Here is a 24972-nt window from a genome sequence, read left to right on the forward strand (position 1 = left end):
AATCTAGGTAACATTTTTAATTGTAAGCAAGATTTGGATGTGTATTCATGGACAAGATGGACAAGGAAATTCTAAATGAAATCCAGTGGACATTTCCTCTTGTTCCAAGACCGTATTCTGATATTGCAAAGAAATTTCAAATTTCAGACGAAGATTTGATGCAGAGACTGCGTGCACTCAAAGAAGCTGGAATAGTAAGACAGCTTAGCGCAATCTTTGACACGCGAAGACTAGGATACAAAAGTGCACTGGTTGCAATGGCAATTGATGCTGACAAGCTTGACAACATTGCAAACCAAGTAAACAAGCATCCCAGGCGTCAGCCACAACTATGAGAGAAACCACGAATACAATCTCTGGTTTACCCTAGCTGTCCCACCTGGTTCAGACCTAAAATCCGAGATTGACAAGTTTTCAAAGTTACAAGGCATCAACAAGGTCAGAATGCTTCCAACAATAAAGCTCTTCAAGATTGGCGTCAAGCTTGAGATGGTAGACGAGAAAAAGGCAGAAGTCAAACCTGTTGAAGAGAAGAAAAAGATTCACGAAGTAAAATTTGTTGCAACCGAAGAGGACAAGAGATACATCCGCGAGCTGCAAAAAGATCTAGATATAACTGAGAGACCGTTTTTAAAAGCCGCACAAAGTCTTGGAATAACAGAGGAGCAAGTTCTTGAAAAGGCCAAATATTACGAAGAAATTGGCGTGATGCGTAGATTTGCAGCCATACTAAGGCACAGAGAGGTAGGCTTTTTGGCAAATGGCATGATAGTGTGGAAGGTGCCAGAAGAAAGAATAGAGCAGGTAGGAGCACAGCTGGGAGCATTTCCCCAAGTAAGTCATTGTTATCAGAGACCTGTTTATCCGGACTGGCCTTACAATGTATTTTCAATGGTTCACTGCAAATCAAATGATGATGCCCAGAAGATTGCAACTGAGATCCAAAACCAGATAGACGTACACGACTACAAAATATTATTCAGTTCAAGAGAATTCAAAAAGACTCGAGTCGAATACTTTGTAGAGCACGAATTCAAGATAGAAGAAACAATTACAGTGTAAGACAGAACAGAAAAAATATTTACGATATTTCTATTTTGGGGCTAAAAGTATCACTCAGTACTATCTTTATTTCCCTCACTTTACTTTTATACATAAAATATTTTTTGCCGGCATCGTTTGTTGCCCCCGATATACGAACAAGCCCCATCTTGTGCAACTTTCTAACCCAACGATACACCTGAGTGAGGGGAATATTACATGTCGTGCTGATTTCGTATGCAGATTTTGGAGAATCTATGCTGCATTCAAGTACTTGGATGGCCTGCTCGTTTGAGATTATCTTCAATATGGCATTGCGCGTGTTTTCCTGGTCCACATCTCTTCCTAAAAGAAGTACCTGCACAGTATCTATTTTGTTCCGGTCGATATAACAAGGAAGATTAGAATGTACTCAGATGCAAACAGTTGCAAACATCTAATCGCTGAACTTGAATGATATCATGCCAGCATTATAATCGAACTGGACTTTTTTATCAAGAACATCAACAAATATCAAATCAAGTACAGTCTTGTGATACAAAGACCAGTTGTCGCCAAGATCATGTTTTACAATAAATGTATGATAGCCATTTTTTATGTTGTGATTTATCTCAATTGAAGAGGCCTTCATCCTTACCTCAAACCACGACAGAAAAGAGGTCAAACTGATGTCTCCCTTCATGAACAATGCAATATCTCTGACAACATTTTTTCCTATTCGGTTAGCCATGTCTATTATCTCATCTTTTGACATCTTTCCAAAAAGTTCCACAATTATTGGCTTGGCAACAGGTACCATCCCAACCTTTGATTCAAACATGTCCCATTCTACATATCTCTTAAAGATCTGATTGACAAACGTGTTAAGACTTGTCTCTCTGTGCTCAGATTCTTCTCGCAGTTTGTTTAGAACTTCTTCATCAATTCGGAATGTCATAGTTGATGTCTTTTTAGTAGCCAATACCATTTTCCATTCTATCTCCTTTTGTGTATACAGAGAAGAAAAACATTGTTAAAAATACTTGGTAAGACGAGGTTCAAAGTTATCTTCTCACGCAGTTTGTGCAGACGCCTTGAGTTCGTATGGAGGCCACTGGTTGAAAAGTTCAGTTATCTCTTTCTTATCTGATGCATTAAGATATTTCCCATCAGCCATTTGCGAGAACATTGTGATCTCTTCTTCGCTTACAACAGTAGGAAGCACCGATGATACCCCATTATGTGACAAGAGAAACTTGATTGCAAGTTCAGTTATGTTCCATCCATATCGTTTTGCAATAGGCATGAGTTGGTCAACCTTTTGAAGTGATTGCTTCACCCAGTCTCCGCTTCTCACAGAACGGTGGTCCTTTTCGCTAATCTTTGTGTCTGCTGTGACCTTGCCGGTTAGTATACCAGAAGCATCTGGCACTCTGACAAGAATGCCCACGTTGTGTTTTTCACCCTGCTCTACCAGTATGTTTCCCGGGTTTTGCTCCAAGATATTGTATACTGTCTGTACCGCAGTAGTGTTTGTAAGATCCATTGCATCAAGCCCCTCCCTAGTCCATCCAATTGCAGGACCCAGAGCAATTTGGTAGCTTTTGATGATGCCCTCTTTTACTTTTTTATCTAGATAATCAAATATTGGCTTGTCGCGAATAGTATGGATCTTTGGATTGTGCAGGCCATAGACGTCAAGATAGTCAGTTTGCAATCTCTCCATGCTCTTCTTCAATGCAAATTCGGTAAATTCCGGAGTAAATTTCTGCGGAAGTTCCTTGTGGCCTATCTGTTCGTTACTGTAAATGTCATATCCATATTTTGTAGATATTACAACCTCGTTTCTCATTCCAGAGAAGACTTCGCCAATTAGTTGCTCGCTTTTACCTCTTCCATAGATATCACCAGTCTCAAAATAATTAATTCCTAAATCATATGCGTGTTTTAACAGTCGCTTGGCCTCATCATCCTCAATCTTCTTTCCCCACCAATCAAGACCCAGAGTCCATGCTCCAAATCCTATCTCAGAGACCTTTATTCCACTCTTTGCCAAGGGTTCGGTATTTCAATTTACAATTCTCCTAAACTCTTCCAATTGCTGCTGTAGTTCCGCATCGCTCAAAACAGATTGTCCAGATTCCGAATTTACATTTAATTCTATCCAAGATTTACATCCGTGGTAATCTGGCAATACAGGTACCTCAGTTTCAGCAATCTTGAAAACCTTGAGAAAAACCGCCTTCATGGGTTTTGACGGCATCCAGTTCATTCTTTCAACTATGTAAGAGTCGCTCCAAATGTGAAATGGCGATAGTTGTTCTATTTTTTCAATTGATGAAATGTCGCGCTCCTCAACTACTTGTGCAATCGAAGTAATTCTGTTGTACCCTTCCCTTGGCTTATCCTCTCTTACATCAGCAAGATATCCATAATATTGTGATTTTAGCGACGCATTGTCCTGATGTTCAAAAGTTGGAAACAATGCAAACTTTGTTGCCTCAACCCTAAATCCTGATTCAGTCTCAAGAATTCCACCCTTTCTCAATAAAACAGTCTGGTTTCCGTTCTCAAGTGCTTTTACTACGGTTGCCCATTCCTTTAGTGCCTTCATCATCCGAGGCTCCTTATCATTGAGATAAGGTCTTTTTTCACACAAACTATCATTGGTGTGTCAACTTGCACATATTCACTGACGCGAGTCTCTCTAAGATCCATTATCAAGTCCTGAAACTTGTCCAGGTTATCAGTTTCAAATGCAAGCATGAAATCTTCATCATGAATGCCAAAAGAATAGGTCGTGTTCAAATTTACTTCTGGATATTTTTGTCCAACTGCAATGTGCTCTGACATTAGCTCTTTTCTCTTTTCAAGTGGAAGGAGATACCATCCTCTGGTCTTGATAAATGGATATACGATGACATATTTTTTTTGTTCTTCACCTGCAAGCCAGCCATGGGTTGTAGAGTTTTTTGTATATACTGATGGTCTTGTGCATGAAAGATAAACATGTGTTGGAATTATGTATTTTCCAAAAACTGTCAAGTATAATTTTGAGATTACATCCTGTAGCTTCTCAACAGACTCGGATGCAAACCATAACAAGAATTCTGCGTCATCACGTAGTCCGAGGGTGGAATATGACCTGTACGGCATTTGTGAATTTTTCAATATGTTTTCCACCTCTTTTGCAGACTCGTCTTTTGCAAGGTCTGCCATCCAGCGCCATTTTGGATCAACCTTAAAGAAGGAGAAATTAAAGAATGTCCTTGGTTGTTCGCTCATGCTCGTCTTGTTTTATTGATGGTTATTTAAAATCTAATCACTATATTCGTGGCTTGAAAATAGGTACCATCGTTCCCAGATAGAATGAAATAACATGTCAATTAAGGCAAAACTAAGAGTTAACCAAGATGAGTAGGAAAAAAGTATTGACGATTGTGATGGGCTCTATTTTCAGTGCTTTCATAATAACAATGATCGTCATAATATGGAGCGCATATTCTTCTTAATTGTGTCTCATTTATTCAAATACGCAAAATCTATTCAGAAAACAATTGATGTTTTTAGGATTCATTATAATTTCATTAGAAATCACAGTTCGATAGATCAGACTCCCGCAGAAAAAGCAGGAATCAAGCTAGATTCAGGACAGAATAAGATAGAAAATTTGATTAGACTGACTTCACAAAAATCTAATAGTTGGCAAATAGAAAAACTATCACATTAATTATTGCAATTACTGGCATTGCCTTGAATTTTGTTGGTCTTGAATTAATGCCAGTTCACATCCATATTCAATTAAGCAAGGAAGATTTAGCAGGTGTCCTACAACATTGCCCTACATGTACAGATATGCAAGGATACTACAATCTCAATCCTAATGTTACCGAACCGATTTTCTTTGCAGGATTCGCATTGATTGGAATTGCATTGTTTCTAGGGCTTGTATTCAAACCCCGAAAGTTAACAATGTAAATTTCTAATGCCCGAACATCAACATCTTAGCAGAAGTTTGTATCAAAACACTTATTATTTGAGCCTGAAAAATTTTACTGAATGCCAAACATAGGCCAACTCAACAAACCACAAAACAGGTTAGAGCCTGTTGAGGGAGTCATAGGCAGCATAAGCGAACCAAGAACTGTAAACCTCAAGACAGGTGGACAGGCCCAAGTTGCAGATGCAATGCTAAAAGATGACACCGGAGAGATCAAGCTTACCTTATGGGATGCACAGATCAAGATGGTAAAACAGGGTTCAAAGATCAGAATTGAAAACGGATACATCTCTACATTTAGAGGAGAAAATTCTCTTAACGTAGGCAAGTACGGCAAACTCGAAGTAATAGAATTCTAGATATATCTAGACTGATTCCTGTTCTTTTTCCAGTCTATTACGCCAAGTATTATTCCAGCAATAATTGCAATTATCCCAATTATCAACATAAAGCCTGCAGCTGCCAGAGGCACGATGTTTTGATTAAATGGCGAATTTGGATCAGTTAGAGCCTTTGATTTTTCAGGATTCTCTGTAAACATGGTCTCTACTGTTACTGACGAGTTACCCATGTTTTCCACGTTGAAGCTATACGTGTCCACCTTTGGTATCATAAATGACTTTATGAATATGGGTTCTCCTTCTTGAAAAGAACCAAACTTGTCACCAAAAATATTGGTAACATTTACTGCAACTTTGTCATCTGGTTTGTAATCTTCCATATAGAGACCCCACATCAATGGCACCTTGGGATGATGAAGTCGTATGGGAAAATGTGTATGCATTTCCAGGATCAATTGTTTCTTTTTCAGATACTTCGTCGAACATGTTTTCTGGCGACGGAAAAAACCCACCGTTGCCAGAGTTCAGACCGGCTCTTTCCATAACAGAATAAGATGTTACAAAAGCAATAGCTATCAACGCCGCGCCTATAATCATTACAATTGGTCCGCGTTTTTTCATTTCAGCTGATATATCCTAGTCTCTTATCGTGTTGTGATATGGGTAATGATTCAGGCGATGATCTGCCACCCATTTGTTCCTCAATTGTTTTAACAAGTTGTTCTGTGTCTTGTGCCTTTTTTCGAAATTCCAGCCAGATCCAGTTTTAGATCAAGCATCTTGGCAAGAATTTCAAGAACAGCTTTTGACGCTTTTGCATCAACCACATAGCCTGAAGTTTCCCCAAGCAGACAAACACCAGTTATGTTCTTTCTCTTTCCCACTCCAATTATCAATCCATTCATTCCCGTAATGCTTCCGCTATTCATTGTATGAACATCATGTTTTGGAAATTCTTTTACAATTTCAGACGAAGTGCTTGTTCCATAAACCCTTTGAGTTTTCGTAAATGCTCCCGTGATATATGCAGCAAGTGTATAGATAGTCTTCACGCCAAGCTTTTCACAAAGCTTGGTTATCTCATCTGCCATCTCATACTCGCTTTCTGGACTAACAGGCTGGGCATCTCCGCTGAGAAGAACAAGATCACAGGATTTATTCTTGCAATAATATAACGTATTTTTCATAAGGTCTGCAGTCCCATCAGATTGAATCAAGACTTGTGGAGGAAATGACGATGAAAAGATGTGTGCAAACGGAATTCCCTTGAGTTCTTCAATTAGGTGATCAACTGCAAGCTTTCCCACATATCCACTTCCCGGTAGACCGCAGATTAATGAAGGATTCTTGAGTTTTGGAATCTCAGTTACTTCCACAATAATTCTGTTAGGAAGCGACATGTGTTACGGAAAAAAATTATTCAATATTAATGAAGCGTAGGATTGCTATCTTCGTTTTGATTTTGATCTTCGTGTTTTTGCTTTTCGTTTCGTTATTTTTCTCTTTGCTACTTTTCGTCTTACTGCTTTTTTCCTTGACATCTTTGTTTTTGCCTTTCTAGTTCTTGTCTTTGTCCTTTTTGTTTTCTTTCCAGCAGATTTCTTTGTTTTGGCAGCTCTTCGTTTTTTAACTCTTGATTTTCCAGATTTTTTCTTGGCCTTTCTTGCCGCTTTTCTCCTCTGAGCCATAACTTCTTCCAATCGCTTCTCCATTGATTGTAATACCTTGGTTGTTTGAGCCTCTCTTTTAATCAAAGATTGAACTCTTGGTCGTAGTACTAGCTCTGCTTTCTGGCTTGATTTTAGCTGTTCAAGCAGCCCAGGCCTAGTATGAATCTGTTTTCTTAATTGTGAATCAAGTTTTGCTTTTTCCTTGTGCAAACTCTCAATCTGTTTGGCAAGTCTTGTCTCTATCGCTTCACGTTCCTTTAATTGCGCATGTAATTCGATAATCTTTTCGTCGATGAATTTTAGCCTCTCTTGTGCAGCTGCCTTTTCTTCAGGTCCACCGTATTCGCTTTGCTGCTTTGCGTTGTCCTGTGCATCTTGTTCCTGTCGTAATCGTTCTTCAGCTGCAATCTTGAGCCTAGATATGCTCTCCTTTTGCGCCAAGTGTTGATTCAGCAGTTGCGCCACATGCTCAATCTGCCTGCCTAAAGATTCGTTTCGTCTTGCCAAAGATGCAAGCCCTGATGATGATCTCCTCTTCGTTGAAAGGACCGACTTTTAGATTATTCTCGCTTTTTCTTCGTAATTTTGTAACCTCAATCTTCTTTGCTTTATATGATTTAGTGAGTGTCTCCAAGGATGCCATATGCGTTCTAGAGCATTTGTAATCGATTAAGTTTTTGTTATGATCGGGATTTGACATAAGAGTTAATATTTTTTACATATTTTCTAAATTTTTTCGTAAAATTTTAAACATGATCAGAAATAGAGCAGGTAGATTTTATTTGGCATTGACAGTAAAAATGCATGGAATTTCACCCGTCACAGATACCCATCTCCAAAACATTTGAGATTGAAAACGAGTTCAACGCACCTGAAATTGCAGCTGAGATGGTCAAGTTGGGATTTTCAGCGCAAAAAGGGGGATTCAAAGTGATCATGACCAAAGACAAAGGGGTAGCAAAAAAAATTGGGTTTACAATCATGAATGAGCTTAATCTTGGCCTGCGAAAGACAAAACAAGAGCGCGACGTAAGATATTGGATCTACAGCCATGATCAGGATCATTTTGCAATGATACTGATAAGCTCGCGCGTCCTAAGTTCCCTAGGTTTCTGATTTATCAAAGATAAGTTCTATCTTGAGTTTTTTTGACATTATATCTGCAAGCAGGATGCCAAGTACTGCCCCAGCAATGACCGTTGTGGGATATTCCTGCAGCAGATACAGCCTGCTAATTGAGACAAGAATTGGATACAGCCATACCAAATACCAGCCTCTGGGAAATCGTTTTGACAATGCATATCCCACGATAAATGCAAAGATTGTTGTTCGTACGGTATGACCTGCCGGGAACGTGCCATCTATCTGGCATGGAACCCCAACATCTGCCCCAGATTCTATTGACAGGTGCGCCCCCAAGAACTCTATTGTAGGCTTTTCATATCCAGTATAGCATCTCAGGTATGCCGCAGCTATTGTTCCTATCAGTAGCGAAAGAAGAAGTATGAGGCCCAGACGCCGGGTACTTTTCCTTATAAAAAGCACTATGGCAACAAATATCGGATACAAAACCCAACCAATCTCAGAGAAGAGCTGCATGGCAAGATCCACAGTTGTGTTTCCCGCCAGTTTTTGTAGTGAGTTTTCAAAGACATTGTCCTGATAGACCAGAATTTTTGCACATGCAAGATATACAAGTATAAAAAATGACAATGTCAAAAGGAAAAATGTTCTACTTCTTACATCAAAAACCCACTTTTGCAAAGAAAGATCCTCCTAGTATTGACATGTATATTTGATCGAAAGCCAATCCATATTAAAATGCCGTCAATTGTTCTAGAAGAGTCCACATGATCTGTTGCCTGACTAAAAGATTTTAACCTGCCCCAAGAAAGGATCGCCGTGAGAATCCTCACTCTTGATGATTTTGATACTAAAGGAAAGACTGTCTTTTTGCGTGTAGACATGAACTGTCCAATAGATCCTACCAGTATGAAGATAATTGAAACAAGCAGGATCAAGGAATCTACCGAATCCCTCAAAGACTTGGAGGGGGCAAAGGTTGTGATTGCGTCACACCAAGGAAGGGTAGGCAACAAGGATTATACCGGAATGGAAAACCACGCCAAAGTTTTAGAACAGATTCTGGGCCGCAAAATAAAATATGTTGAGGATGTAATCGGATCTGCAGCTCAAAACGAAATTAAAAATATGAAAGATGGCGATATAATCTTGCTTGATAACTTGAGGCTTTGCGCTGAAGAAAATTACGAGTTCTTGTCTCCTGATGCATCGCAGACAATCATGGTAAGTCGGCTCTCCAAATTGTTTGATCTATGTATTCTTGATTCTTTTCCAAGTTCGCACCGATCCCATCCTTCAATCATAGGATTTGCACATGTTCTTCCTGCATGTGCCGGAAGACTAGTAGAACGCGAGGTAAGAAAGCTTGACGAAATAATGACCATCACAAAAGGACCACATGTTCTAGTTCTTGGAGGATCAAAAGTAGTTGACAGACTTGAGGCAATAAAGGAATTAATCCAAAATGGACGAGCTGACCAAGTACTGCTTACTGGTGTAATAGCAAATGTGTTTCTAAGAGCACAGGGGAGAGTCAAGTTCCCATTAGGAATAAAAAGAGAAGAAGAGGTTGTCCAAAAGGCCCATTCACTCATAGGAGAATATCCCGATGTCTTTTCTGTCCCAGTAGACATCGCAGTAGAAAGAAACGGAAAAAGGGTAGAGATAGATGTTCGTGAGCTTGTCAAGGGCGATAACATATTTGACCTAGGCCCAAAGACGGTCGAATACTATCTAAAATCAATACAAGGTGCAGGCACCGTATTCATGAGTGGACCTGCAGGATTTTTTGAAAATGAGAATTTCAAGTTTGGCACAGAAGCACTTCTCAAGGGAGTGGCAGACTCTTTTGCCACAACCATAGTAAGCGGAGGACACCTAACAGCTGCCCTGAAAAGATATGGCCTGACAGAGAAGATAAACCACATCAGTACTGCTGGCGGCGCACTGGTGTTGTATTTGACTGGCGTAAAGCTTCCAATGATTCAGGCCTTGGAAGAGGCAGCTACAAGATACAGAGCTAAATAGTTGCCTTGCATTGAGGATTGAGGCATACTTGCGGCTCTAGTTTACCCAAGTAAAATTCTTGGTTGCAAGATTTGCATGTACGTTTCTCAATTACATCGAAGATCTTAAACCACTGAGTGGTAAAGTTCTGGGCAATAGGCCTTATCAGTCCCTCGTCATGTAGTTGCTTAAAGTATGTCTCCATGTCATCTATTGTAAGAGAGCTGTCAAGTCCGTCGCTCTGTAGGAACTCAAAAACCTCATCATTTGTGAACCTAAGATTAGGATCGTTGAACTTTTCAAAAATTATTTTTCTTATCTGAATAGGTATCGTCATTGTTTGGGTTGTCAAGTCAATACAGACCCGAGGCTTCTTCCTTTACCTTATCTGCAGATTCAGTGTCCTTTAGTTTCTCTGAAAGATAAGAATACAGGCCAGATTTTAGAACCTTAAGCGACAGTAACGCGCACTTTATTCTGGCAGGTCCGAGGTCATGCAGGCCAAGGTTGTCCAGTATGTCTTCTTTTGAGAGCTTTTTTACTTCTTCAAAGTTTTTCCCATTATAAGTTCAGTTAGCATTGACGCGCTGGCTTGGCTTATTGCACATCCTTTTCCTGTGAACTTGACATCCACTACCTTACTTTCCTTTATGCTAAGATGCATCTCAAGTTCATCTCCACAAAGCGGATTGCTGTCCCTCTGGGCAATGTCAGGATTTGTCAGCTTGCCATAGTTCCTTGGATTTCTGTAATAGTCTAGTATAATTTCTCGATAAATGTCTGCGCTACTCAAAGTCTAAACAACTCCTTTGCCCTATAGAGAGACTTGATGAAAACATCCACTTCATCCTTTGTATTATAAATATAAAAGCTTGCGCGAGAAGTTGCAGAAACATCAAGCCTTTCCATCAATACCTGTGCACAGTGGTGTCCTGAGCGAATGGCAACTCCATCTTCATCAATTATTGTTGCAAGATCATGAGGATGAATGTCTCCCAGATTAAATGATATTACACCGCCACGTTTTGCAACGTCCATTGGGCCGTAAAGCTTTATTCCTTTTATCTGAGAAATCTTGTCTAGTGCATACTTTGTTATCTCCATTTCGTGCTCGCGTACCTTATCCATCCCTATTCTTTCAAGGTAATCAATAGCAGCGGCAAATCCAATCACATCTGCAATATTTGGAGTTCCCGCCTCAAACTTGTATGGCAGATCGTTCCATGATGTTTCATACTTGTGGACCTCACGAATCATATCTCCTCCGCCATTAAATGGAACCATGCCTTCAAGCAGTTCTTTTCTTGCCCACAGTACACCAACACCAGTTGGCCCTAACATCTTATGGGCAGAGAATGCGAAAAAAATCACAGTCTAGTTTTTGCAAATCTACTTTGAGATGTGGAACAGACTGGGCTCCATCAACTAGGACTCTAACTCCTTTTTTCTTACAACGTCGAATAATCTCTTCAGAGTCAGTTATGGTACCAAGAACATTTGACATCTGACTGAACGCAACAAGTTTCACTCTGCCAGTTTCCAAATATTTGTCAAGTTGATCAAGCAAGAGTTCACCATTGTCATCAACTCCAATGTACTCTAATTTTGCACCTTTTTCTTTTGTCAAGAGTTGCCATGGGACAATATTGCTGTGGTGCTCGTATTCGGTAGTAACAATAATGTCATCTTTGTTGACATTTTGCCTCCCCCAAGCATAAGCAACTAGATTTATTGCCTCAGTTGTACCTCTAACAAAAACTATCTCTTCGCGGCTCTTTGCGTTGATGAATTTTACAATCTTATCTCTTGTACTCTCATATGCTATTGTTGCCTCTTCTGCCAATTCATGAACTGCTCTGTGAATGTTAGAGTTGTAATTTAGATAATAATTGCTTATGGCATCAATCACTTGGATTGGCTTTTGAGTAGTTGCTGCGTTATCAAAGTAGATCAATGCCTTGTCTTTGTGAACTTTACGTTTGAGAATAGGGAAATCTTTTCTTATGTTTTCAATTTGTATCATGCTTGCTTGCAAATTATTCTACCTCAACATAGATTTCATTTTGTTCTATTTTAACATTGTAGATTTTAAGCGGCACTTCAGCTGGAAGGTTTTGGGGAACTCCTGTGGAAATATTAAATGTTGAAAGATGCAAAGGACATGTAACTCCCTCTTCGCTCAAAATTCCTGTTGTAAGGTCAGCATCTGCATGAGTGCATATTCTATCTGTCGCGTAAACCTTCCCGTTAAAATTTGCTAAGAGAATTTTTTTTTCCTTGTAGTCGAAATCTAGCATGTCTCCTCTTTTCAGATCACTTGTATCACATACTTTGACCCATTCTGACAACACACTCACCTGTATTTGTAGTGGCTCTCGAAGATATCGGTCTCACGGTATCTTGTCTCTTCGACTTCAAGTATTGCTTTGAGTTGTTCATCTGTTTTGATCTTAAGGTCTCTACCAAGCCATTTTGATTCAATAAGGTAGCTTATCCAAGCACGAATCTGGTACGACATCTTCCTTGACAGAGGTTCTAGAAATCCTTCTACTATGATCTTTTGTGCTCCAGGTTTGTTCAAGCATCTGGTGGCAAGATAGAATAGCTGTTCTTCGTCCATCTGAGCAACCGAGGCCGAGTGTGTTGCCTTTACATCGTTTGTCAGTATCTCAAGGCCTGGAATGGAATCGGATTTTGCACCCTTATCTAGCAATATCGAGTGGCCTGCAAGATACGATTCTGCATGATGTGCATCTTTTTCAATTCTAATCATTCCCTTAAAGAGAGACTTGGAAGTATCTTTGAGAACAGATTTTTCTAAGACTCTGCCAATAGTAGAAGGTGCATTATGTATAAGATTAGAAGCCAGATCAAATGATTGATTCTTGTTTCCAAATACTACTTCGGTATCATGTGCATTTGCGCCTGTTCCATTTAGATAGTTATCAACCTTGTATCTTGAAAGATGAGAACCAAACAGGCCAAGGTACCAGTTCATTTGGGCATCTTGTGAAATTCTTGCAGCTCTTGATGAAAAGTTTACTGCATTCTCATCCATTGCTTGCAGTGTTACAAGTTCAAGATGACTGTTTGGGCTGGCAGTAACATCAAGAACTTCAAGGTATGCCTGTTGTTTGGCAGACTTGGGTGCATAAATCTCTTGAACTATGGACGCCTTGCTGTTTTCATCACCTATCACAATGTTTCTAGATATGGTAGAGGATTGATCAAGAGAAAGCGAGGATATTACATGGATCGGTTTTTCCAAAACAAGGTTTCGTGGAACATAAATAAAAATTCCAGAATTGAAAAATGCATTGTTGAGTGCAACGTATTTGTCTTTGTTTGCGTCAATTTTTTCAAATGTTTTTCTTATCTTATCTTCATGCTCTCTTATGGCATCTTGAATTGAGCATACAACTAGGCCCTTTGATTTTAATTCTGATGGTATGTTTATCTTTGAAATGTTTGTTCCTATCTGAATTATGTTTGGATTATCTGAAATCTCAGATAGCCTGTCATTTACAAAATCAGGCAGTGTAGTGTCCGAGCTTAAAGAGAATGTCACTTGTGATGCATCCATTTTATTGGCATCTGAGTATTTGTTATAAAGTGGAGAAACCTCAGGAGGGAGTTTTTCATAAATTGAAAATGAATTCTTCCTATAGTCTTTTAGCCAAGCCGGCTCGTTGTTGGCTTCAGAGATTTCGTCTAGATGGTTTGCACCAAGCTTAGACAGGACAAAAGATGACATATCCGTTCAGAGTGCTATTGGCAAGCCGGACTAGCCGACTGAGCCATCCATTTCAAGTTTGATTAGCCTATTGAGCTCAACTGCATATTCCATCGGCAGCTCTTTAGTAAATGGCTCGATGAATCCGTTTACAATGAGTGTGAGTGCTTCTTCTTCGGTGAATCCTCTTGTCATCAGATAGAATATTTGCTTCGTCGCCTATCTTACCTACAGTTGCTTCATGAGTAATTGTTGCATCTTCTTGGTTAATTTCCATGTAAGGATAAGTATCGGTCTTTGATGTATCATCAAGTAAGAGAGCATCACATCTTACTGAGGCTTTGACATTTGTTGCGCCTTTAGCAACATGCAAAAGTCCTCTGTATGTAGTTCTACCATTGCTCTTGCTCACGGATTTGGATGTAGTTCTAGATGTAGTGTATGGAGCAAGATGAACCATTTTTGCACCAGTGTCTTGGTGTTGGTTCTTGCCTGCAAATGCAATTGATAGTGTCTCTCCATGTGCTCTTTGTCCTAGGAGATAAATTCCAGGATATTTCATGGTGACTCTGCTTCCAATGTTACCATCGATCCATTCAACTCTAGCACCTTCGTATGCATATGCCCTTTTTGTAACCAAATTGTAAACATCATTACTCCAGTTTTGAATTGTGGTGTATCTCAACTTGGCACCTTTCATTGCAATCAATTCAACAACTGCAGAGTGTAGTGATTCTGATCGAATATACAGGAGCTGTGCATCCTTCGATATAGTGAACCTCAGCACCTTCATCAGCAATTATCAGTGTCCTTTCAAACTGACCAATATTTTCCTTGTTGATTCTAAAGTACGCTTGTAATGGTAGGTCTACCTTTACTCCTTTTGGAACGTAGATAAATGATCCACCACTCCAGACAGCACTGTTAAGTGCTGCAAACTTATTATCTTCTGGTGGAATTATTTTACCAAAATATTTCTTGAAAATTTCAGGATGTTCTTTTAGAGCAGTGTCGGTATCAAGGAAGAGAACGCCTTTCTTTGCAAGGTCTTCTCTTAGACTGTGATAAACAACCTCAGATTCGTATTGAGCCCCTACTCCAGCCAAAAATTTCTTTTCAGCCTCTGGAATTCCAAGCTTATCAAAGGTTGCCTTTACTTCTGCTGGAACGCTGTCCCAGTCCTTTTCTGTCTTTTCAGAAGCCTTGGCATAATAGTAGATATTGTTAAAGTCAATAGTTTTGAGATCTGCCCCCCAATTTGGCATTGATTTTTTCATAAAGATGTCATATGAGCGGAGTCTAAAGTCCAGCATCCATTGTGGCTCACCCTTTAGTTTGCTAATTTCTTCAACTACTTCTCTTGATAATCCCTTCTTACTTGTAAAAACATACATCTCAGTAGAATCCTTGAAATCATATTTTGTATAATCCATATTGAGGTTCTCTGTCGTCATGATTGACATAACTCCGTTATATTATAAAAAAGTTACACCCCTCTTCATACATGTACAGCGGAGTAGGCCAAGCTAAATGCATGTGAACATACAATATTTGCCAAGATTGGCATTGCAAATCATCTTAGGTCTAGCTAATGATCTCATTCCAAGATCTTAGAACGAGATTTAAAAAATCGAATTTTTTCTGGTGGAACGTTTGCATGCAAGAAGAGAAAGCTAGCAAAGACAGTTTTTGATCGTCTCTACTGCACCTGGAACAGTGTGAACATCTGCAATTATTGGATTTATCCTAAATTTTTTTAGTTCATCTGCAGTAAATGGGCCTATTGCCACAACAGTTGTTTTTTCCAAGTTTTCCCTCAATGTGTCTTCATTAGTATCGCCAAGCATAATTTCAAAGAAGGCTCTAGCAGATGATGCACTTGTAAAGACAATACCGTCAACTTTGTTACTTGAAAACAATTGTTTGAATTCTATCCATTGAGTCAGATCGCTGTGAGATTTAACGTCATACAAGTAAACCTCCTTTCACTATGAGCCCTATCTTCTCAAGAAGTTGAGCCAGAAATTCGGTAGACGCCCCACTTCTTGGTACAATTACTTTTTTTCCTTCTGCGTTTAGGCGTGTGAAAACTTCTCCAACACCTACTGACGAGAATCTTTCAGGAACATGGGCCACTCGTATTCCTTCTGCTTCAAGCGCAGCCTTTGTTTTTGGACCAACTGCAATCACGGTTGTGTTTGCCACTCCTAGCTGCAGCTTTTCATACTTTGAGATCTTTCTGGCAGTGTCAAATAGTAGTTTTACGGCCTTTGAGCTCATAAATACAGAAAAGTCTGGATCTTCTTCCTTTACTGCATTTAGAAATTCATCTACCATTCCCTCGCCTTTGCTGACAAGTTCTATTGTTGGAAGCGATATTGCCCGTGCCTTTTCACCTGTAATTAGACTGACAAACTCTTCTGAATCCTCCTTAGATCGTGTGATTGCTATGACTTTTCCCTGTATCACTTTCTCCACCCTATCTTCTCTGAAAGAGAGACAACTTTGCCTATTATAATTATAGAGGGAGGTCTTATTTTGGATTCACTGACCTTCCTTGCAATATTTGCCAGATTCCCCTTGATCATCTTGTGTTTATCAGTAGTTCCATTCTGAATTACTGCAACAGGAGTATTCTTGTCAAGCCCTCCACTGATCAAAGTTTTTGAAATTATCTCAAGTCTTGAAAGTCCCATCATTATCACTATAGTGTCAACAGACTTGGCTAGTTTTTTCCAGTTTACTGCTCCTTGGGTCTTTTTTGCATCCTCATGACCTGTAACAAACACAACAGAAGATGCGTAATCTCTGTGTGTTAGAGGAATTCCAGAATATTCTGCAGAGCCCATTCCAGAAGTGATTCCTGGAATAATTTCATATTTGACTTTATGTTCCCGAAGAAATTCTGCTTCTTCTCCTCCCCTTCCAAAGATAAACGGGTCGCCTCCCTTTAGTCTGACAACATTTTTTTTGGCTTTGGCATATTTTACCATCAGATCATTTGTCGTGTCTTGATGCTTGTAATCGTCACCCACATCTCTTCCGACATACACTTTTTCAGTTCTTTTTGGAATCATGTCGATTATTTTCTTGCTTACCAACCTATCAAACAAGACTACGTCAGAAGACTTGATTGCTTCAACAGCCTTGAGAGTAATCAACTTGGGATCGCCTGGACCTGCCCCTACAATGAAGACTTTGCCTTTCATTTTTGATTCCATTCCTCTACCTTTTCTCTCCAGTTCTTTGCCAGCTCTTCTATTCCTTTTGCTGAAAGCTCTGAAGCAACTTGTCTTCCAAGCTCTTTGGCTTGTGTGGAATCAGAATCTCTTTTAACTGCGATAAATTTGCTGCCATCTACAGAATAGACCGTAACGCTAAGGGTCTAACTTTCCCCCATTCTGATTAGCCAGAGCACCCACTGGAAACCTACACCCCGAGTCTACAAACATCGATAGTGAACGCTCAGCTTCGACAGCGGTTCTTGATGTTTGATCCTCAATTTTTTTTAGGATGTTAATTAATTCAATGTTATCTTTTCTTGCCACTATTGCTAGAGCACCCTGACCTGGAGAAGGTACAAAAATTTCTACAGGGAGTTTCTCAAATTTCACATCAAGGCCCAATCGTTGTATGCCAGCTTGAGCCAAGACTATGCCATCAAATTTACCATCGTCTATTTTTTTGATTCTTGTTTCTATATTACCTCGGATTGGTTTTACTATCAAATCAGGTCGCTGTCTTGATATTTGTACTGCCCTTCTCAAGCTGCTTGTTCCAATTACTGCACCTTTTTTTATTTCATTCAGTGTCTTGCCATCTTTTGATATGAATATGTCATTGGCTGGCTCTCTCTTTGGAATGCAGGCAAGCACGAGCTCTTCTGATAGCTCTGCTGGAACATCTTTTAAGCTATGTACTGCAAAGTCCACTTTTTTTTCAGCAACAGCTCTGTCGATCTCTTTTTCAAATATTCCTTTTTGGTTTATAGTAAAAAGCGGCCTTGCATCTGTGTCTCCTTTTGTTTTTATTGGAACTATCTCAAATTCTGCTTGCGGATTATTCTTTTTTAATTCCGAGATTACCCAGTTGGTTTGAGCGAGAGATAGCTGACTTCCTCTGGCGCCTACAAGATATCTCATGCCTTCACCGTCTTTAACGCTTTTTCGTATGCAATAACTGTCTTTTGCATATCTTCATCGGTATGGGCATATGAGAGAAAAACGGTTTCAAATTGTGATGGAGCTATAAAGATTTCATTTTGTAGTAATGCTTTGAATAGTTTTTTGAATTTCATAGCATCGGCTGCCTTTGCAGTGGAATAGTCAACCACTTGCTTGTCTGTAAAAAAGATCTGAAACATTGAGCTGATGGAATTAATTTGGTGCTGATATATTCATATCAGATGCAAGATCTCCCAGAGTTGACGCTAAACTCTTGCAGGCTTCGCTCAAGTTTAGGATAAAGTTTGGCTTTGTTCTTGTTCATTGTTTTTACAGAGGCAAGCGCGGCAGATACAGATACAGGATTGCCTGCATATGTGCTTGCTTGGTAGACTTGTCCTTCAGGAGAAAGGATATCCATAATCTCACTTTTTCCACCAACCGCTGCAATAACAAAGCCATTTCCCAATGCTTTGCCAAGAGTTGTGATATCAGGATCAATAGAATATGATTTTTGAGCTCCTCCAGGAGACATCCTAAATCCTGTCACAACCTCGTCAAATATCAAAAGACTGTCATTTTCTGACGTAATTTTTCTTATATCACTTAGAAAATTTTTTTCTGGCAATACAAGTCCCATATTTGCAAGAACTGGCTCTACAATTACAGCGGCAACATCTTTTTCTTTTTCTAAAACTGAAGCAAGTTCCTCAGAATTATTGTATTGAACGACTAGCGTATTTTTGGAAACTTCTTCAAGGCTCCCGTCAGAAACAGATATTCCCATGTGTGCCGCGCCAGATCCTGCCTTTACCAAAACGTAATCATGTGCACCGTGATAACACCCCTCAAACTTGATGATCTTTTTCTTTTTTGTAAAACCCCTTGCCAGCCGTATAGCGGTCATGGTTGCCTCACTTCCTGTATTTACCAGTCTAACTTTTTGCATTGAAGGAAAGTTTTTTGATATGAGTTCAGATAATTCCACCTCAAGTTCTGTTGGTGCACAATATAGAGTTCCCTTTTTGAGTTGAGACAAAACGCTAGAAACAATTTCTTTTCGTCTATGACCCAGCAATAGCGCACCATATCCATTACAAAAATCAAGGTAGTGATTTCCATCAACATCCCACAGCGAACTTCCTTGAGCCTTTTTGACAAAGAATGGATAAGGATCATAGTATCTAACTGGGCTGTTTATTCCAGAAGGAATTACTTTCTTTGATCTCAAAAACAGTCTCTTTGAGTTTGACATCCATCTTCAAAAATACAGGTTGTCATTATAATCTATATGATAAGAGGGCATGATGTGAAAGTATTGGAAAACGAATTAACCAAAATAGTTAAGACAGATATTTCTAGCGCTAGTATCCATGGGAACTCCCGTATCAATTGGTTTATCGCTTGTTCTGATATCTATTTTACTCGCCATCATAGTTAACACGTAAATTTGTAAACGGATATTGTTCAGAATCATAATTGAATATGCCACTTGAAAATTCCTTTATGGTCGTGGTATTTCCGTATACCATAGACAGTTCTCTTCCAATTCCAATGTTGGATTGAAAAGGAGGGTCGGCTACAAGTACTATATTTTTAGTTGGTATTGGACAATATATCAAATCACGATAATCGGCAAAGACATTCTTGTCATGAAATACGTAATAAAATATCCAAGAATATACAGGGCTTGAGATTACAGTGACATTTTTATTTTCATTAGCATATTTTGCCACAAATGCAGTAGCTTCAACCTGACTGGAAATATTTGCAGTTATGAGCAAAGTTGTACTCACTATGCCAAAAACTGCAATTGCCGTAAGTGCCATATACGATATAGGAATTGATCTTAGCGGTTTCTTGATTTCCATTATCAGCCGCCCTCCTGCAATACACAGTATTGGAATTACTGGCATCCAGTAGAAATACTGGACATAATTTATGAGTGAAAATAAAATGAGAAATGGTGCACACCATAAGATGGGCAGAGTCTCTCTTTTAATTACACTGTATGCAATACCCGCAAATCCAAGTAAAAATAGAACAGGATCAAAAATAAAAAAGCCGCCAAGCAGATATGGCAGTCCACCATTACCTCTTCCCTGTTTGCCACATTATGCCATCTAGCCAAAGATTGAATTCTCCTCTCATGATGCTTTCAATTGGCCAAATTAGCGGAATTAGTATTACAGGAATAAACCACAATCCAATTTTTCTCAATCCAGTGCTCTTGTAGACTAGAAAAATAAGAAGAGGCAACATGATAACCATGTCCACCTTGGTGAAAAGAACCAGTCCCATGCATATGCCTGAAAGTAAAACCAGGATAGACTTGTGTTTAGAGTCTTTGGAATAGATTGCAAGCAGTATTGAGAGCAACAAAAACGGTAATAGAATAGAATCCAAGAGTATTCTCCTCGTTATCCACGTCATAGGCATAACAGCAAATAGAAGAGAAGCCGCTATGGCAGTCTTTGTATTGTACCGCTTTTCTGAAATCTTGAATATGAGAAAAGTATCTGCGATTGCAAGCAGTCCCATCAACATTCGCGGAACAAGATACAACGTACCAATAGAATTACTGTCAAGAGTAGGATGAAGTGAGTTTGGATAACCCACTGCGGAGAGCATGCCGGCAAGAAACAGCTGACCGAAATACGGATGATCGTAAAAATATCTTTCTTGAAGTCCCAATCCGCTAATGACATGCATTGCTCTTCGCATGTAGACTCCCTCATCATAGAACAAATCAGGAAATCCTATAACATTCCAAAGATGCGCAAATGCTGATAATGACAATATGATTACCAGTACTATGTATTTTCTACTTTGCATATCTCCAAACAATTTCTTTTAGGATTGATATTGAAAAAATGATGTCTATAAGTGGTTTCATTTTTTCTGACGAGTTGAGCGTCTTTTACGCCTTACAATATTTCGTTGTTAGCATTTCTCTTTCACATTCAATTGACAAAAAGCCATCAAGAATAGGTGATGAATAGTGACTGGTTTGGGGCGGAGACATGAAAATGCACTTGGAGAGACGTTCCTCTAAATGAAAATTATTCAACGAAAAACAATAAAGAATTATTGTTTTTGAGCTTGGCAGTTGACTACTGTATCTGCGCTTGGGTTTCCTAGATAGCATGTATTATGTCCAGTGCCACCTTGGATTATGTTGCTTCCAGTTCCTACATAGATCAGTTCATTGCCTGTGCTTCCCTTGATTATGTTATTGCCATTACCTGCAATGATCATATCATTTCCGCTACCACCAAATATTATGTTGTCACCGTTTCCTGCAATTATACAATCCCCTGCAGGACCTGCGTGAATTGTATCATTTCCATCAAGTCCTAATATCAAGTTCGATACTGGTGAACCTGTTAAGGTGTCACTATTGTTAGTTCCTGTAATTACATTATAGAGAGATTCAGGCTTGCCGCATGCTAGAACATTAATTGTCTGATCTAGCGACTTGGTATTTCCAAACTTGTCAACAGCAGTCCATTGTACTATGGTCTTTCCAATATGAAATAGACCTGTGGAATTATTTGTTATCTTGGGTGAAGTGTCAATTATACCAGTTGCTGTAGATTGCCCTGTTGAAACTGGAGTTACAAAAGAGGTAGCGTTGATGACAATATCTGATGGAATTGTTAGCTGTGGTGGAGAATGATCAACTACTTCGACCAGTTGAGTCGAGGTTGCAGTATTGCCTGCCACATCTTTTGCAGTCCAAGTTACTGTAGTATTACCAAATGGAAATACTGCAGGAGCATCATTTGTAATGGAAACTACTTTAGTGTTATCCGTAGCTGTAGCATTACCAATACTTACTTGATTACTTGTAGGGCTGGTAGCATTAACTATGACTGTATGTGGTGGAATTATCTTGGGTGCAGTGGTATCTACTACATTGACTGTTTGAGTAACATTTGATATGTTGCCTGCAGCATCTTTTGCAGTCCAGACTATTGTTGTCTTGCCTAACGGGAATGTCTTTGATGCGTTGTTGGTTATGGTGACTGGTTCAATATCGGTAGCTGTTGCATTGCCCAGTGGTACCGTGTTATTGTCAAGAGATGTTGCCTCAAAGGTGACGTTTGCTGGTGGGGTTAGCTTGGGTGCAGTGGTATCTACTACATTGACTGTTTGAGTGGCATTAGCCGTATTACCTGATGTGTCTTTTGCAGTCCACAATACTGTTGTCTTGCCTAATTGGAATACGCTAGGAGCGTTGTTGGTTATGGTGACTGGTTCAATATCGGTAGCTGTTGCATTGCCTAGTGGTACTGTATTGCTGGTAACTGATACTGCTTCAAAGGTGACGTTTGCTGGTGGGGTTAGCTTGGGTGCAGTGGTATCTACTACATTGACTGTTTGAGTAACATTTGATATGTTGCCTGCAGCATCTTTTGCAGTCCAGACTATTGTTGTCTTGCCTAACGGGAATGTCTTTGATGCGTTGTTGGTTATGGTGACTGGTTCAATATCGGTAGCTGTTGCATTGCCCAGTGGTACTGTATTGCTGGTAACTGATACTGCTTCAAAGGTGACGTTTGCTGGTGGGGTTAGCTTGGGTGCAGTGGTATCATGTACAAGAACAGTCTGAGTGGCATTTGCAGTATTGCCGGATGTGTCCTTGGCAGTCCAAATGACAGTGGTCATTCCAACTGGAAATACTTTGGGAGCATCATTTGTTACAGTTACTTGTTCAATGTCAGTTACCGTAGGAGTACCCAATGGTACCGTGTTATTGTCAAGAGATGTTGCCTCAAAGGTGACGTTTGCTGGTGGGGTTAGCTTGGGTGCAGTGGTATCGTGTACAAGAACAGTCTGAGTGGCATTTGCAGTATTGCCGGATGTGTCCTTGGCAGTCCAGACTATTGTTGTCTTGCCTAACGGGAATGTCTTTGATGCGTTGTTGGTTATGGTGACTGGTTCAATATCGGTAGCTGTTGCATTGCCCAGTGGTACCGTGTTATTGTCAAGAGATGTTGCCTCAAAGGTGACGTTTGCTGGTGGGGTTAGCTTGGGTGCAGTGGTATCTACTACATTGACTGTTTGAGTGGCATTAGCAGTATTACCTGATGTGTCTTTTGCAGTCCACAATACTGTTGTCTTGCCTAATTGGAATACGCTAGGAGCGTTGTTGGTTATGGTGACTGGTTCAATATCGGTAGCTGTTGCATTGCCTAGTGGTACTGTATTGCTGGTAACTGATACTGCTTCAAAGGTGACGTTTGCTGGTGGGGTTAGCTTGGGTGCAGTGGTATCTACTACATTGACTGTTTGAGTAACATTTGATATGTTGCCTGCAGCATCTTTTGCAGTCCAGACTATTGTTGTCTTTCCTAACGGGAATGTCTTTGATGCGTTGTTAGTTATGGTGACTGGTTCAATATCGGTAGCTGTTGCATTGCCTAAGTGGTACTGTATTGCTGGTAACTGATACTGCTTCAAAGGTGACGTTTGCTGGTGGGGTTAGCTTGGGTGCAGTGGTATCGTGTACAAGAACAGTCTGAGTGGCGTTTGCAGTATTGCCTGATGTGTCCTTGGCAGTCCAAATGACAGTGGTCATTCCAACTGGAAATACTTTGGGAGCATCATTTGTTACAGTTACTTGTTCAATGTCAGTTACCGTAGGAGTACCCAATGGTACTGTGTTATTGTCAAGAGATGTTGCCTCAAAGGTGACGTTTGCTGGTGGGGTTAGCTTGGGTGCAGTGGTATCGTGTACAAGAACAGTCTGAGTGGCATTTGCAGTATTGCCTGATGTGTCCTTGGCAGTCCACAATATTGTTGTCTTTCCTAACGGGAATGTCTTTGATGCGTTGTTAGTTATGGTGACTGGTTCGATATCGGTAGCTGTTGCATTGCCCAGTGGTACTGTGTTATTGTCAAGAGATGTTGCCTCAAAGGTGACGTTTGCTGGTGGGGTTAGCTTGGGTGCAGTGGTATCTACTACATTGACTATTTGAGTGGCGTTAGCAGTATTGCCTGATGTGTCTTTTGCAGTCCACAATACTGTTGTCTTGCCTAATTGGAATACGCTAGGAGCGTTGTTGGTTATGGTGACTGGTTCAATATCGGTAGCTGTTGCATTGCCTAGTGGTACTGTATTGCTGGTAACTGATACTGCTTCAAAGGTGACGTTTGCTGGTGGGGTTAGCTTGGGCGACATGTGATTGACAACTGTTATCTTTTGTGTGGAATTAGCCATGTTTCCGCCTGCATCAACTGCGGTCCAAGTAACTATGGTGGTACCAAGTGGAAATCCTTGTTGTGGGGAATTATTGGTAAGCGATGCAATTCCAATATTGTCGGTAGTGGTTGCTTGGCCAACATTTACTGGTGTTAGTGTTCCAGTGGCATTGACAATCATGTCTGCAGGTGCTTTTATTGTTGGCTTTGTAGTATCTTGAACTGTCACTGTTTGTGTGGTAGTAGCTACATTACCAGATGGATCAATTGCTTTCCAAGTAACGACTGTTTGTCCTAATGGAAAGTATGGTGGAGCATCATTTGTTACAGATTCTACTCCTACTGCATCATATGTAGATGGGAGCCCTAGATCAACAGTGTTGTGATCAGCACTTGTTGCCTGAACAGTAACATTTGGTGGAGCAGTAATTGTAGGAGCAGTGGTATCAACTATAGTTATTTTTTGAGCTGCCTTTGCAGTATTTCCTCCTGCATTCATGGCAGTCCATGTGATCATTGTTGTACCTAGTGGAAACTTAGACGGCGCATTGTTAGTAATAGAGACGACTTTTACGGCATCAGTTGCAGTAGCCTGACCAATAGATACAGGAGTCAAGATTCCTGTTGCTTCCACAGTCATGTCAGATGGTGCAGTAATTTGTGGTAATGTCTTCTCATTTGGATCTGTAATTAATGATGAGTTTGTACTTTGCACTGTATTTTGATTCTGAGTAGTCTGAGTATTTTG

Annotated in this window: 26 protein-coding genes and 6 pseudogenes; 6 read left to right on the forward strand and 26 right to left on the reverse strand. The window is 39.9% G+C overall.

The genetic code is table 11. The features are described from left to right. Positions 1-47 precede the first annotated feature (47 nt). Positions 48-1062: pseudogene (gene ahbA / locus DYY67_RS06825) on the forward strand (siroheme decarboxylase subunit alpha). 19 nt (positions 1063-1081) lie between these two features. Here the strand turns inward: ahbA and DYY67_RS06830 are convergent. From DYY67_RS06830 to DYY67_RS06850, 5 genes are all read right to left on the reverse strand, one after another. Further along, positions 1082-1405, reverse strand: a complete 324-nt coding sequence (locus DYY67_RS06830; protein ID WP_166391875.1) for a TrmB family transcriptional regulator — start codon at positions 1403-1405, stop codon at positions 1082-1084. A gap of 72 nt (positions 1406-1477) precedes the next feature. Beyond that, positions 1478-2002: a hypothetical protein gene (locus DYY67_RS06835; RefSeq protein ID WP_166391975.1), complete on the reverse strand. Its 525-nt coding sequence runs from the start codon at positions 2000-2002 to the stop codon at positions 1478-1480. A gap of 90 nt (positions 2003-2092) precedes the next feature. Beyond that, the gene (locus tag DYY67_RS06840; RefSeq protein ID WP_168711848.1) at positions 2093-3076 is read right to left on the reverse strand and encodes an aldo/keto reductase; all 984 of its coding nucleotides are present in this window, start codon (positions 3074-3076) and stop codon (positions 2093-2095) included. Between the two features lie 12 nt (positions 3077-3088). Further along, positions 3089-3637, reverse strand: a complete 549-nt coding sequence (locus DYY67_RS06845; protein ID WP_255492944.1) for a DUF1802 family protein — start codon at positions 3635-3637, stop codon at positions 3089-3091. After that, entirely contained in the window at positions 3634-4305 is a 672-nt protein-coding gene (locus tag DYY67_RS06850; protein ID WP_166391876.1) for a chlorite dismutase family protein, read from the reverse strand. Before DYY67_RS06850 ends, DYY67_RS06845 begins: the two co-directional genes overlap by 4 nt. A gap of 262 nt (positions 4306-4567) precedes the next feature. On the opposite strand from DYY67_RS06850, the pseudogene DYY67_RS11000 reads away from it, so the two are divergent. From DYY67_RS11000 to DYY67_RS06860, 3 genes and pseudogenes are all read left to right on the forward strand, one after another. Beyond that, positions 4568-4750 (forward strand): annotated as a pseudogene (locus DYY67_RS11000) (hypothetical protein); the annotation flags it as partial. After that, the gene (locus DYY67_RS06855) at positions 4723-4998 is read left to right on the forward strand and encodes a hypothetical protein (protein WP_166391878.1); all 276 of its coding nucleotides are present in this window, start codon (positions 4723-4725) and stop codon (positions 4996-4998) included. The pseudogene DYY67_RS11000 and the gene DYY67_RS06855, both read left to right, overlap by 28 nt. A gap of 81 nt (positions 4999-5079) precedes the next feature. Further along, on the forward strand, positions 5080-5379 hold the full coding sequence (locus DYY67_RS06860) for an OB-fold nucleic acid binding domain-containing protein (RefSeq protein WP_166391880.1): 300 nt from the start codon (positions 5080-5082) through the stop codon (positions 5377-5379). Here DYY67_RS06860 and DYY67_RS06865 read toward each other — a convergent pair. From DYY67_RS06865 to DYY67_RS06885, 5 genes are all read right to left on the reverse strand, one after another. After that, positions 5376-5741, reverse strand: a complete 366-nt coding sequence (locus DYY67_RS06865) for a hypothetical protein (RefSeq protein ID WP_166391882.1) — start codon at positions 5739-5741, stop codon at positions 5376-5378. The two genes, DYY67_RS06860 and DYY67_RS06865, sit on opposite strands and share 4 nt — an antisense overlap. Further along, positions 5719-5982 (reverse strand): hypothetical protein, encoded by a 264-nt coding sequence (locus tag DYY67_RS06870; RefSeq protein WP_166391884.1) that lies wholly within the window; start codon positions 5980-5982, stop codon positions 5719-5721. Before DYY67_RS06870 ends, DYY67_RS06865 begins: the two co-directional genes overlap by 23 nt. Positions 5983-6071: 89 nt before the next feature. Then, entirely contained in the window at positions 6072-6761 is a 690-nt protein-coding gene (locus DYY67_RS06875) for a proteasome assembly chaperone family protein (RefSeq protein WP_166391886.1), read from the reverse strand. 45 nt (positions 6762-6806) lie between these two features. Continuing rightward, the gene (locus DYY67_RS06880) at positions 6807-7472 is read right to left on the reverse strand and encodes a hypothetical protein (protein WP_166391888.1); all 666 of its coding nucleotides are present in this window, start codon (positions 7470-7472) and stop codon (positions 6807-6809) included. Positions 7473-7500: 28 nt separating this feature from the next. Beyond that, positions 7501-7674: a hypothetical protein gene (locus tag DYY67_RS06885; protein ID WP_166391890.1), complete on the reverse strand. Its 174-nt coding sequence runs from the start codon at positions 7672-7674 to the stop codon at positions 7501-7503. Positions 7675-7835: 161 nt separating this feature from the next. On the opposite strand from DYY67_RS06885, the gene DYY67_RS06890 reads away from it, so the two are divergent. Further along, entirely contained in the window at positions 7836-8147 is a 312-nt protein-coding gene (locus DYY67_RS06890) for a hypothetical protein (RefSeq protein WP_166391892.1), read from the forward strand. Here the strand turns inward: DYY67_RS06890 and DYY67_RS06895 are convergent. Next, positions 8136-8744 carry a phosphatase PAP2 family protein gene (locus DYY67_RS06895; RefSeq protein ID WP_218584699.1) on the reverse strand — a complete coding sequence of 203 codons (609 nt, stop codon included), beginning with the start codon at positions 8742-8744 and terminating at the stop codon, positions 8136-8138. The two genes, DYY67_RS06890 and DYY67_RS06895, sit on opposite strands and share 12 nt — an antisense overlap. A 189-nt stretch (positions 8745-8933) precedes the next feature. On the opposite strand from DYY67_RS06895, the gene DYY67_RS06900 reads away from it, so the two are divergent. Next, a complete protein-coding gene (locus tag DYY67_RS06900; RefSeq protein WP_166391896.1) occupies positions 8934-10142 on the forward strand; it encodes a phosphoglycerate kinase in 1209 nt (402 codons plus the stop codon). Here DYY67_RS06900 and DYY67_RS06905 read toward each other — a convergent pair. The 15 genes and pseudogenes from DYY67_RS06905 to DYY67_RS06970 form a co-directional block, all read right to left on the reverse strand. Next, on the reverse strand, positions 10135-10458 hold the full coding sequence (locus tag DYY67_RS06905; protein ID WP_166391898.1) for a hypothetical protein: 324 nt from the start codon (positions 10456-10458) through the stop codon (positions 10135-10137). The genes DYY67_RS06900 and DYY67_RS06905 overlap by 8 nt on opposite strands. A gap of 16 nt (positions 10459-10474) precedes the next feature. Further along, positions 10475-10914: pseudogene (sufU, locus tag DYY67_RS06910) on the reverse strand (Fe-S cluster assembly sulfur transfer protein SufU). After that, positions 10911-12144, reverse strand: a pseudogene (locus tag DYY67_RS06915) (cysteine desulfurase). The pseudogenes sufU and DYY67_RS06915 overlap by 4 nt, the downstream one beginning before the upstream one ends. Before the next feature lie 13 nt (positions 12145-12157). Next, positions 12158-12469 carry a Rieske (2Fe-2S) protein gene (locus DYY67_RS06920; RefSeq protein ID WP_166391900.1) on the reverse strand — a complete coding sequence of 104 codons (312 nt, stop codon included), beginning with the start codon at positions 12467-12469 and terminating at the stop codon, positions 12158-12160. Positions 12470-12474: 5 nt separating this feature from the next. Continuing rightward, entirely contained in the window at positions 12475-13875 is a 1401-nt protein-coding gene (locus tag DYY67_RS06925; RefSeq protein WP_166391902.1) for a SufB/SufD family protein, read from the reverse strand. 30 nt (positions 13876-13905) lie between these two features. Then, a pseudogene (gene sufB, locus DYY67_RS06930) lies at positions 13906-15308 on the reverse strand (Fe-S cluster assembly protein SufB). Positions 15309-15527: 219 nt separating this feature from the next. After that, positions 15528-16323 (reverse strand): annotated as a pseudogene (locus DYY67_RS06935) (uroporphyrinogen-III synthase). Next, a complete protein-coding gene (gene cobA, locus DYY67_RS06940) occupies positions 16320-17063 on the reverse strand; it encodes a uroporphyrinogen-III C-methyltransferase (protein ID WP_166391981.1) in 744 nt (247 codons plus the stop codon). The pseudogene DYY67_RS06935 and the gene cobA overlap by 4 nt, the downstream one beginning before the upstream one ends. A gap of 168 nt (positions 17064-17231) precedes the next feature. Then, a complete protein-coding gene (gene hemC / locus DYY67_RS06945) occupies positions 17232-17996 on the reverse strand; it encodes a hydroxymethylbilane synthase (RefSeq protein WP_255492947.1) in 765 nt (254 codons plus the stop codon). Continuing rightward, positions 17993-18217 carry a hypothetical protein gene (locus tag DYY67_RS11005; protein ID WP_255492948.1) on the reverse strand — a complete coding sequence of 75 codons (225 nt, stop codon included), beginning with the start codon at positions 18215-18217 and terminating at the stop codon, positions 17993-17995. Before DYY67_RS11005 ends, hemC begins: the two co-directional genes overlap by 4 nt. A 38-nt stretch (positions 18218-18255) precedes the next feature. Next, on the reverse strand, positions 18256-19272 hold the full coding sequence (locus DYY67_RS06950; protein WP_255492949.1) for an aspartate aminotransferase family protein: 1017 nt from the start codon (positions 19270-19272) through the stop codon (positions 18256-18258). A 166-nt stretch (positions 19273-19438) separates the two neighbouring features. Continuing rightward, positions 19439-19933 (reverse strand): hypothetical protein, encoded by a 495-nt coding sequence (locus DYY67_RS06955; protein ID WP_166391904.1) that lies wholly within the window; start codon positions 19931-19933, stop codon positions 19439-19441. Between the two features lie 175 nt (positions 19934-20108). Then, positions 20109-20852, reverse strand: a complete 744-nt coding sequence (locus DYY67_RS06960; protein ID WP_166391906.1) for an ArnT family glycosyltransferase — start codon at positions 20850-20852, stop codon at positions 20109-20111. A 252-nt stretch (positions 20853-21104) separates the two neighbouring features. Continuing rightward, positions 21105-23483, reverse strand: coding sequence for an HYR domain-containing protein (locus DYY67_RS06965; protein ID WP_166391908.1), 2379 nt, complete (start codon positions 23481-23483; stop codon positions 21105-21107). Next, complete coding sequence (locus DYY67_RS06970) at positions 23419-24939, reverse strand: HYR domain-containing protein (protein ID WP_166391910.1); 1521 nt, start codon at positions 24937-24939, stop codon at positions 23419-23421. Before DYY67_RS06970 ends, DYY67_RS06965 begins: the two co-directional genes overlap by 65 nt. Positions 24940-24972: the final 33 nt, after the last annotated feature.

Source organism: Candidatus Nitrosotalea sp. TS (assembly GCF_011319465.1).
Lineage (GTDB): Archaea > Thermoproteota > Nitrososphaeria > Nitrososphaerales > Nitrosopumilaceae > Nitrosotalea.

What these genes read in the sequence shown, in the direction of transcription:
- DYY67_RS06845 (WP_255492944.1), bottom strand. Translation starts at nt 3,637, where the DNA reads ATGATGAAGGCACTAAAGGAATGGGCAACCGTAGTAAAAGCACTTGAG.
- DYY67_RS06850 (WP_166391876.1), bottom strand. Translation starts at nt 4,305, where the DNA reads ATGAGCGAACAACCAAGGACATTCTTTAATTTCTCCTTCTTTAAGGTT.
- DYY67_RS06860 (WP_166391880.1), top strand. Translation starts at nt 5,080, where the DNA reads ATGCCAAACATAGGCCAACTCAACAAACCACAAAACAGGTTAGAGCCT.
- DYY67_RS06865 (WP_166391882.1), bottom strand. Translation starts at nt 5,741, where the DNA reads ATGGAAGATTACAAACCAGATGACAAAGTTGCAGTAAATGTTACCAAT.
- DYY67_RS06870 (WP_166391884.1), bottom strand. Translation starts at nt 5,982, where the DNA reads ATGAAAAAACGCGGACCAATTGTAATGATTATAGGCGCGGCGTTGATA.
- DYY67_RS06875 (WP_166391886.1), bottom strand. Translation starts at nt 6,761, where the DNA reads ATGTCGCTTCCTAACAGAATTATTGTGGAAGTAACTGAGATTCCAAAA.
- DYY67_RS06885 (WP_166391890.1), bottom strand. Translation starts at nt 7,674, where the DNA reads ATGGCATCCTTGGAGACACTCACTAAATCATATAAAGCAAAGAAGATT.
- DYY67_RS06890 (WP_166391892.1), top strand. Translation starts at nt 7,836, where the DNA reads ATGGAATTTCACCCGTCACAGATACCCATCTCCAAAACATTTGAGATT.
- DYY67_RS06905 (WP_166391898.1), bottom strand. Translation starts at nt 10,458, where the DNA reads ATGACGATACCTATTCAGATAAGAAAAATAATTTTTGAAAAGTTCAAC.
- DYY67_RS06925 (WP_166391902.1), bottom strand. Translation starts at nt 13,875, where the DNA reads ATGTCATCTTTTGTCCTGTCTAAGCTTGGTGCAAACCATCTAGACGAA.
- cobA (WP_166391981.1), bottom strand. Translation starts at nt 17,063, where the DNA reads ATGAAAGGCAAAGTCTTCATTGTAGGGGCAGGTCCAGGCGATCCCAAG.
- hemC (WP_255492947.1), bottom strand. Translation starts at nt 17,996, where the DNA reads ATGAGATATCTTGTAGGCGCCAGAGGAAGTCAGCTATCTCTCGCTCAA.
- DYY67_RS11005 (WP_255492948.1), bottom strand. Translation starts at nt 18,217, where the DNA reads ATGTTTCAGATCTTTTTTACAGACAAGCAAGTGGTTGACTATTCCACT.
- DYY67_RS06950 (WP_255492949.1), bottom strand. Translation starts at nt 19,272, where the DNA reads ATGTCAAACTCAAAGAGACTGTTTTTGAGATCAAAGAAAGTAATTCCT.
- DYY67_RS06955 (WP_166391904.1), bottom strand. Translation starts at nt 19,933, where the DNA reads ATGCCAGTAATTCCAATACTGTGTATTGCAGGAGGGCGGCTGATAATG.
- DYY67_RS06960 (WP_166391906.1), bottom strand. Translation starts at nt 20,852, where the DNA reads ATGCAAAGTAGAAAATACATAGTACTGGTAATCATATTGTCATTATCA.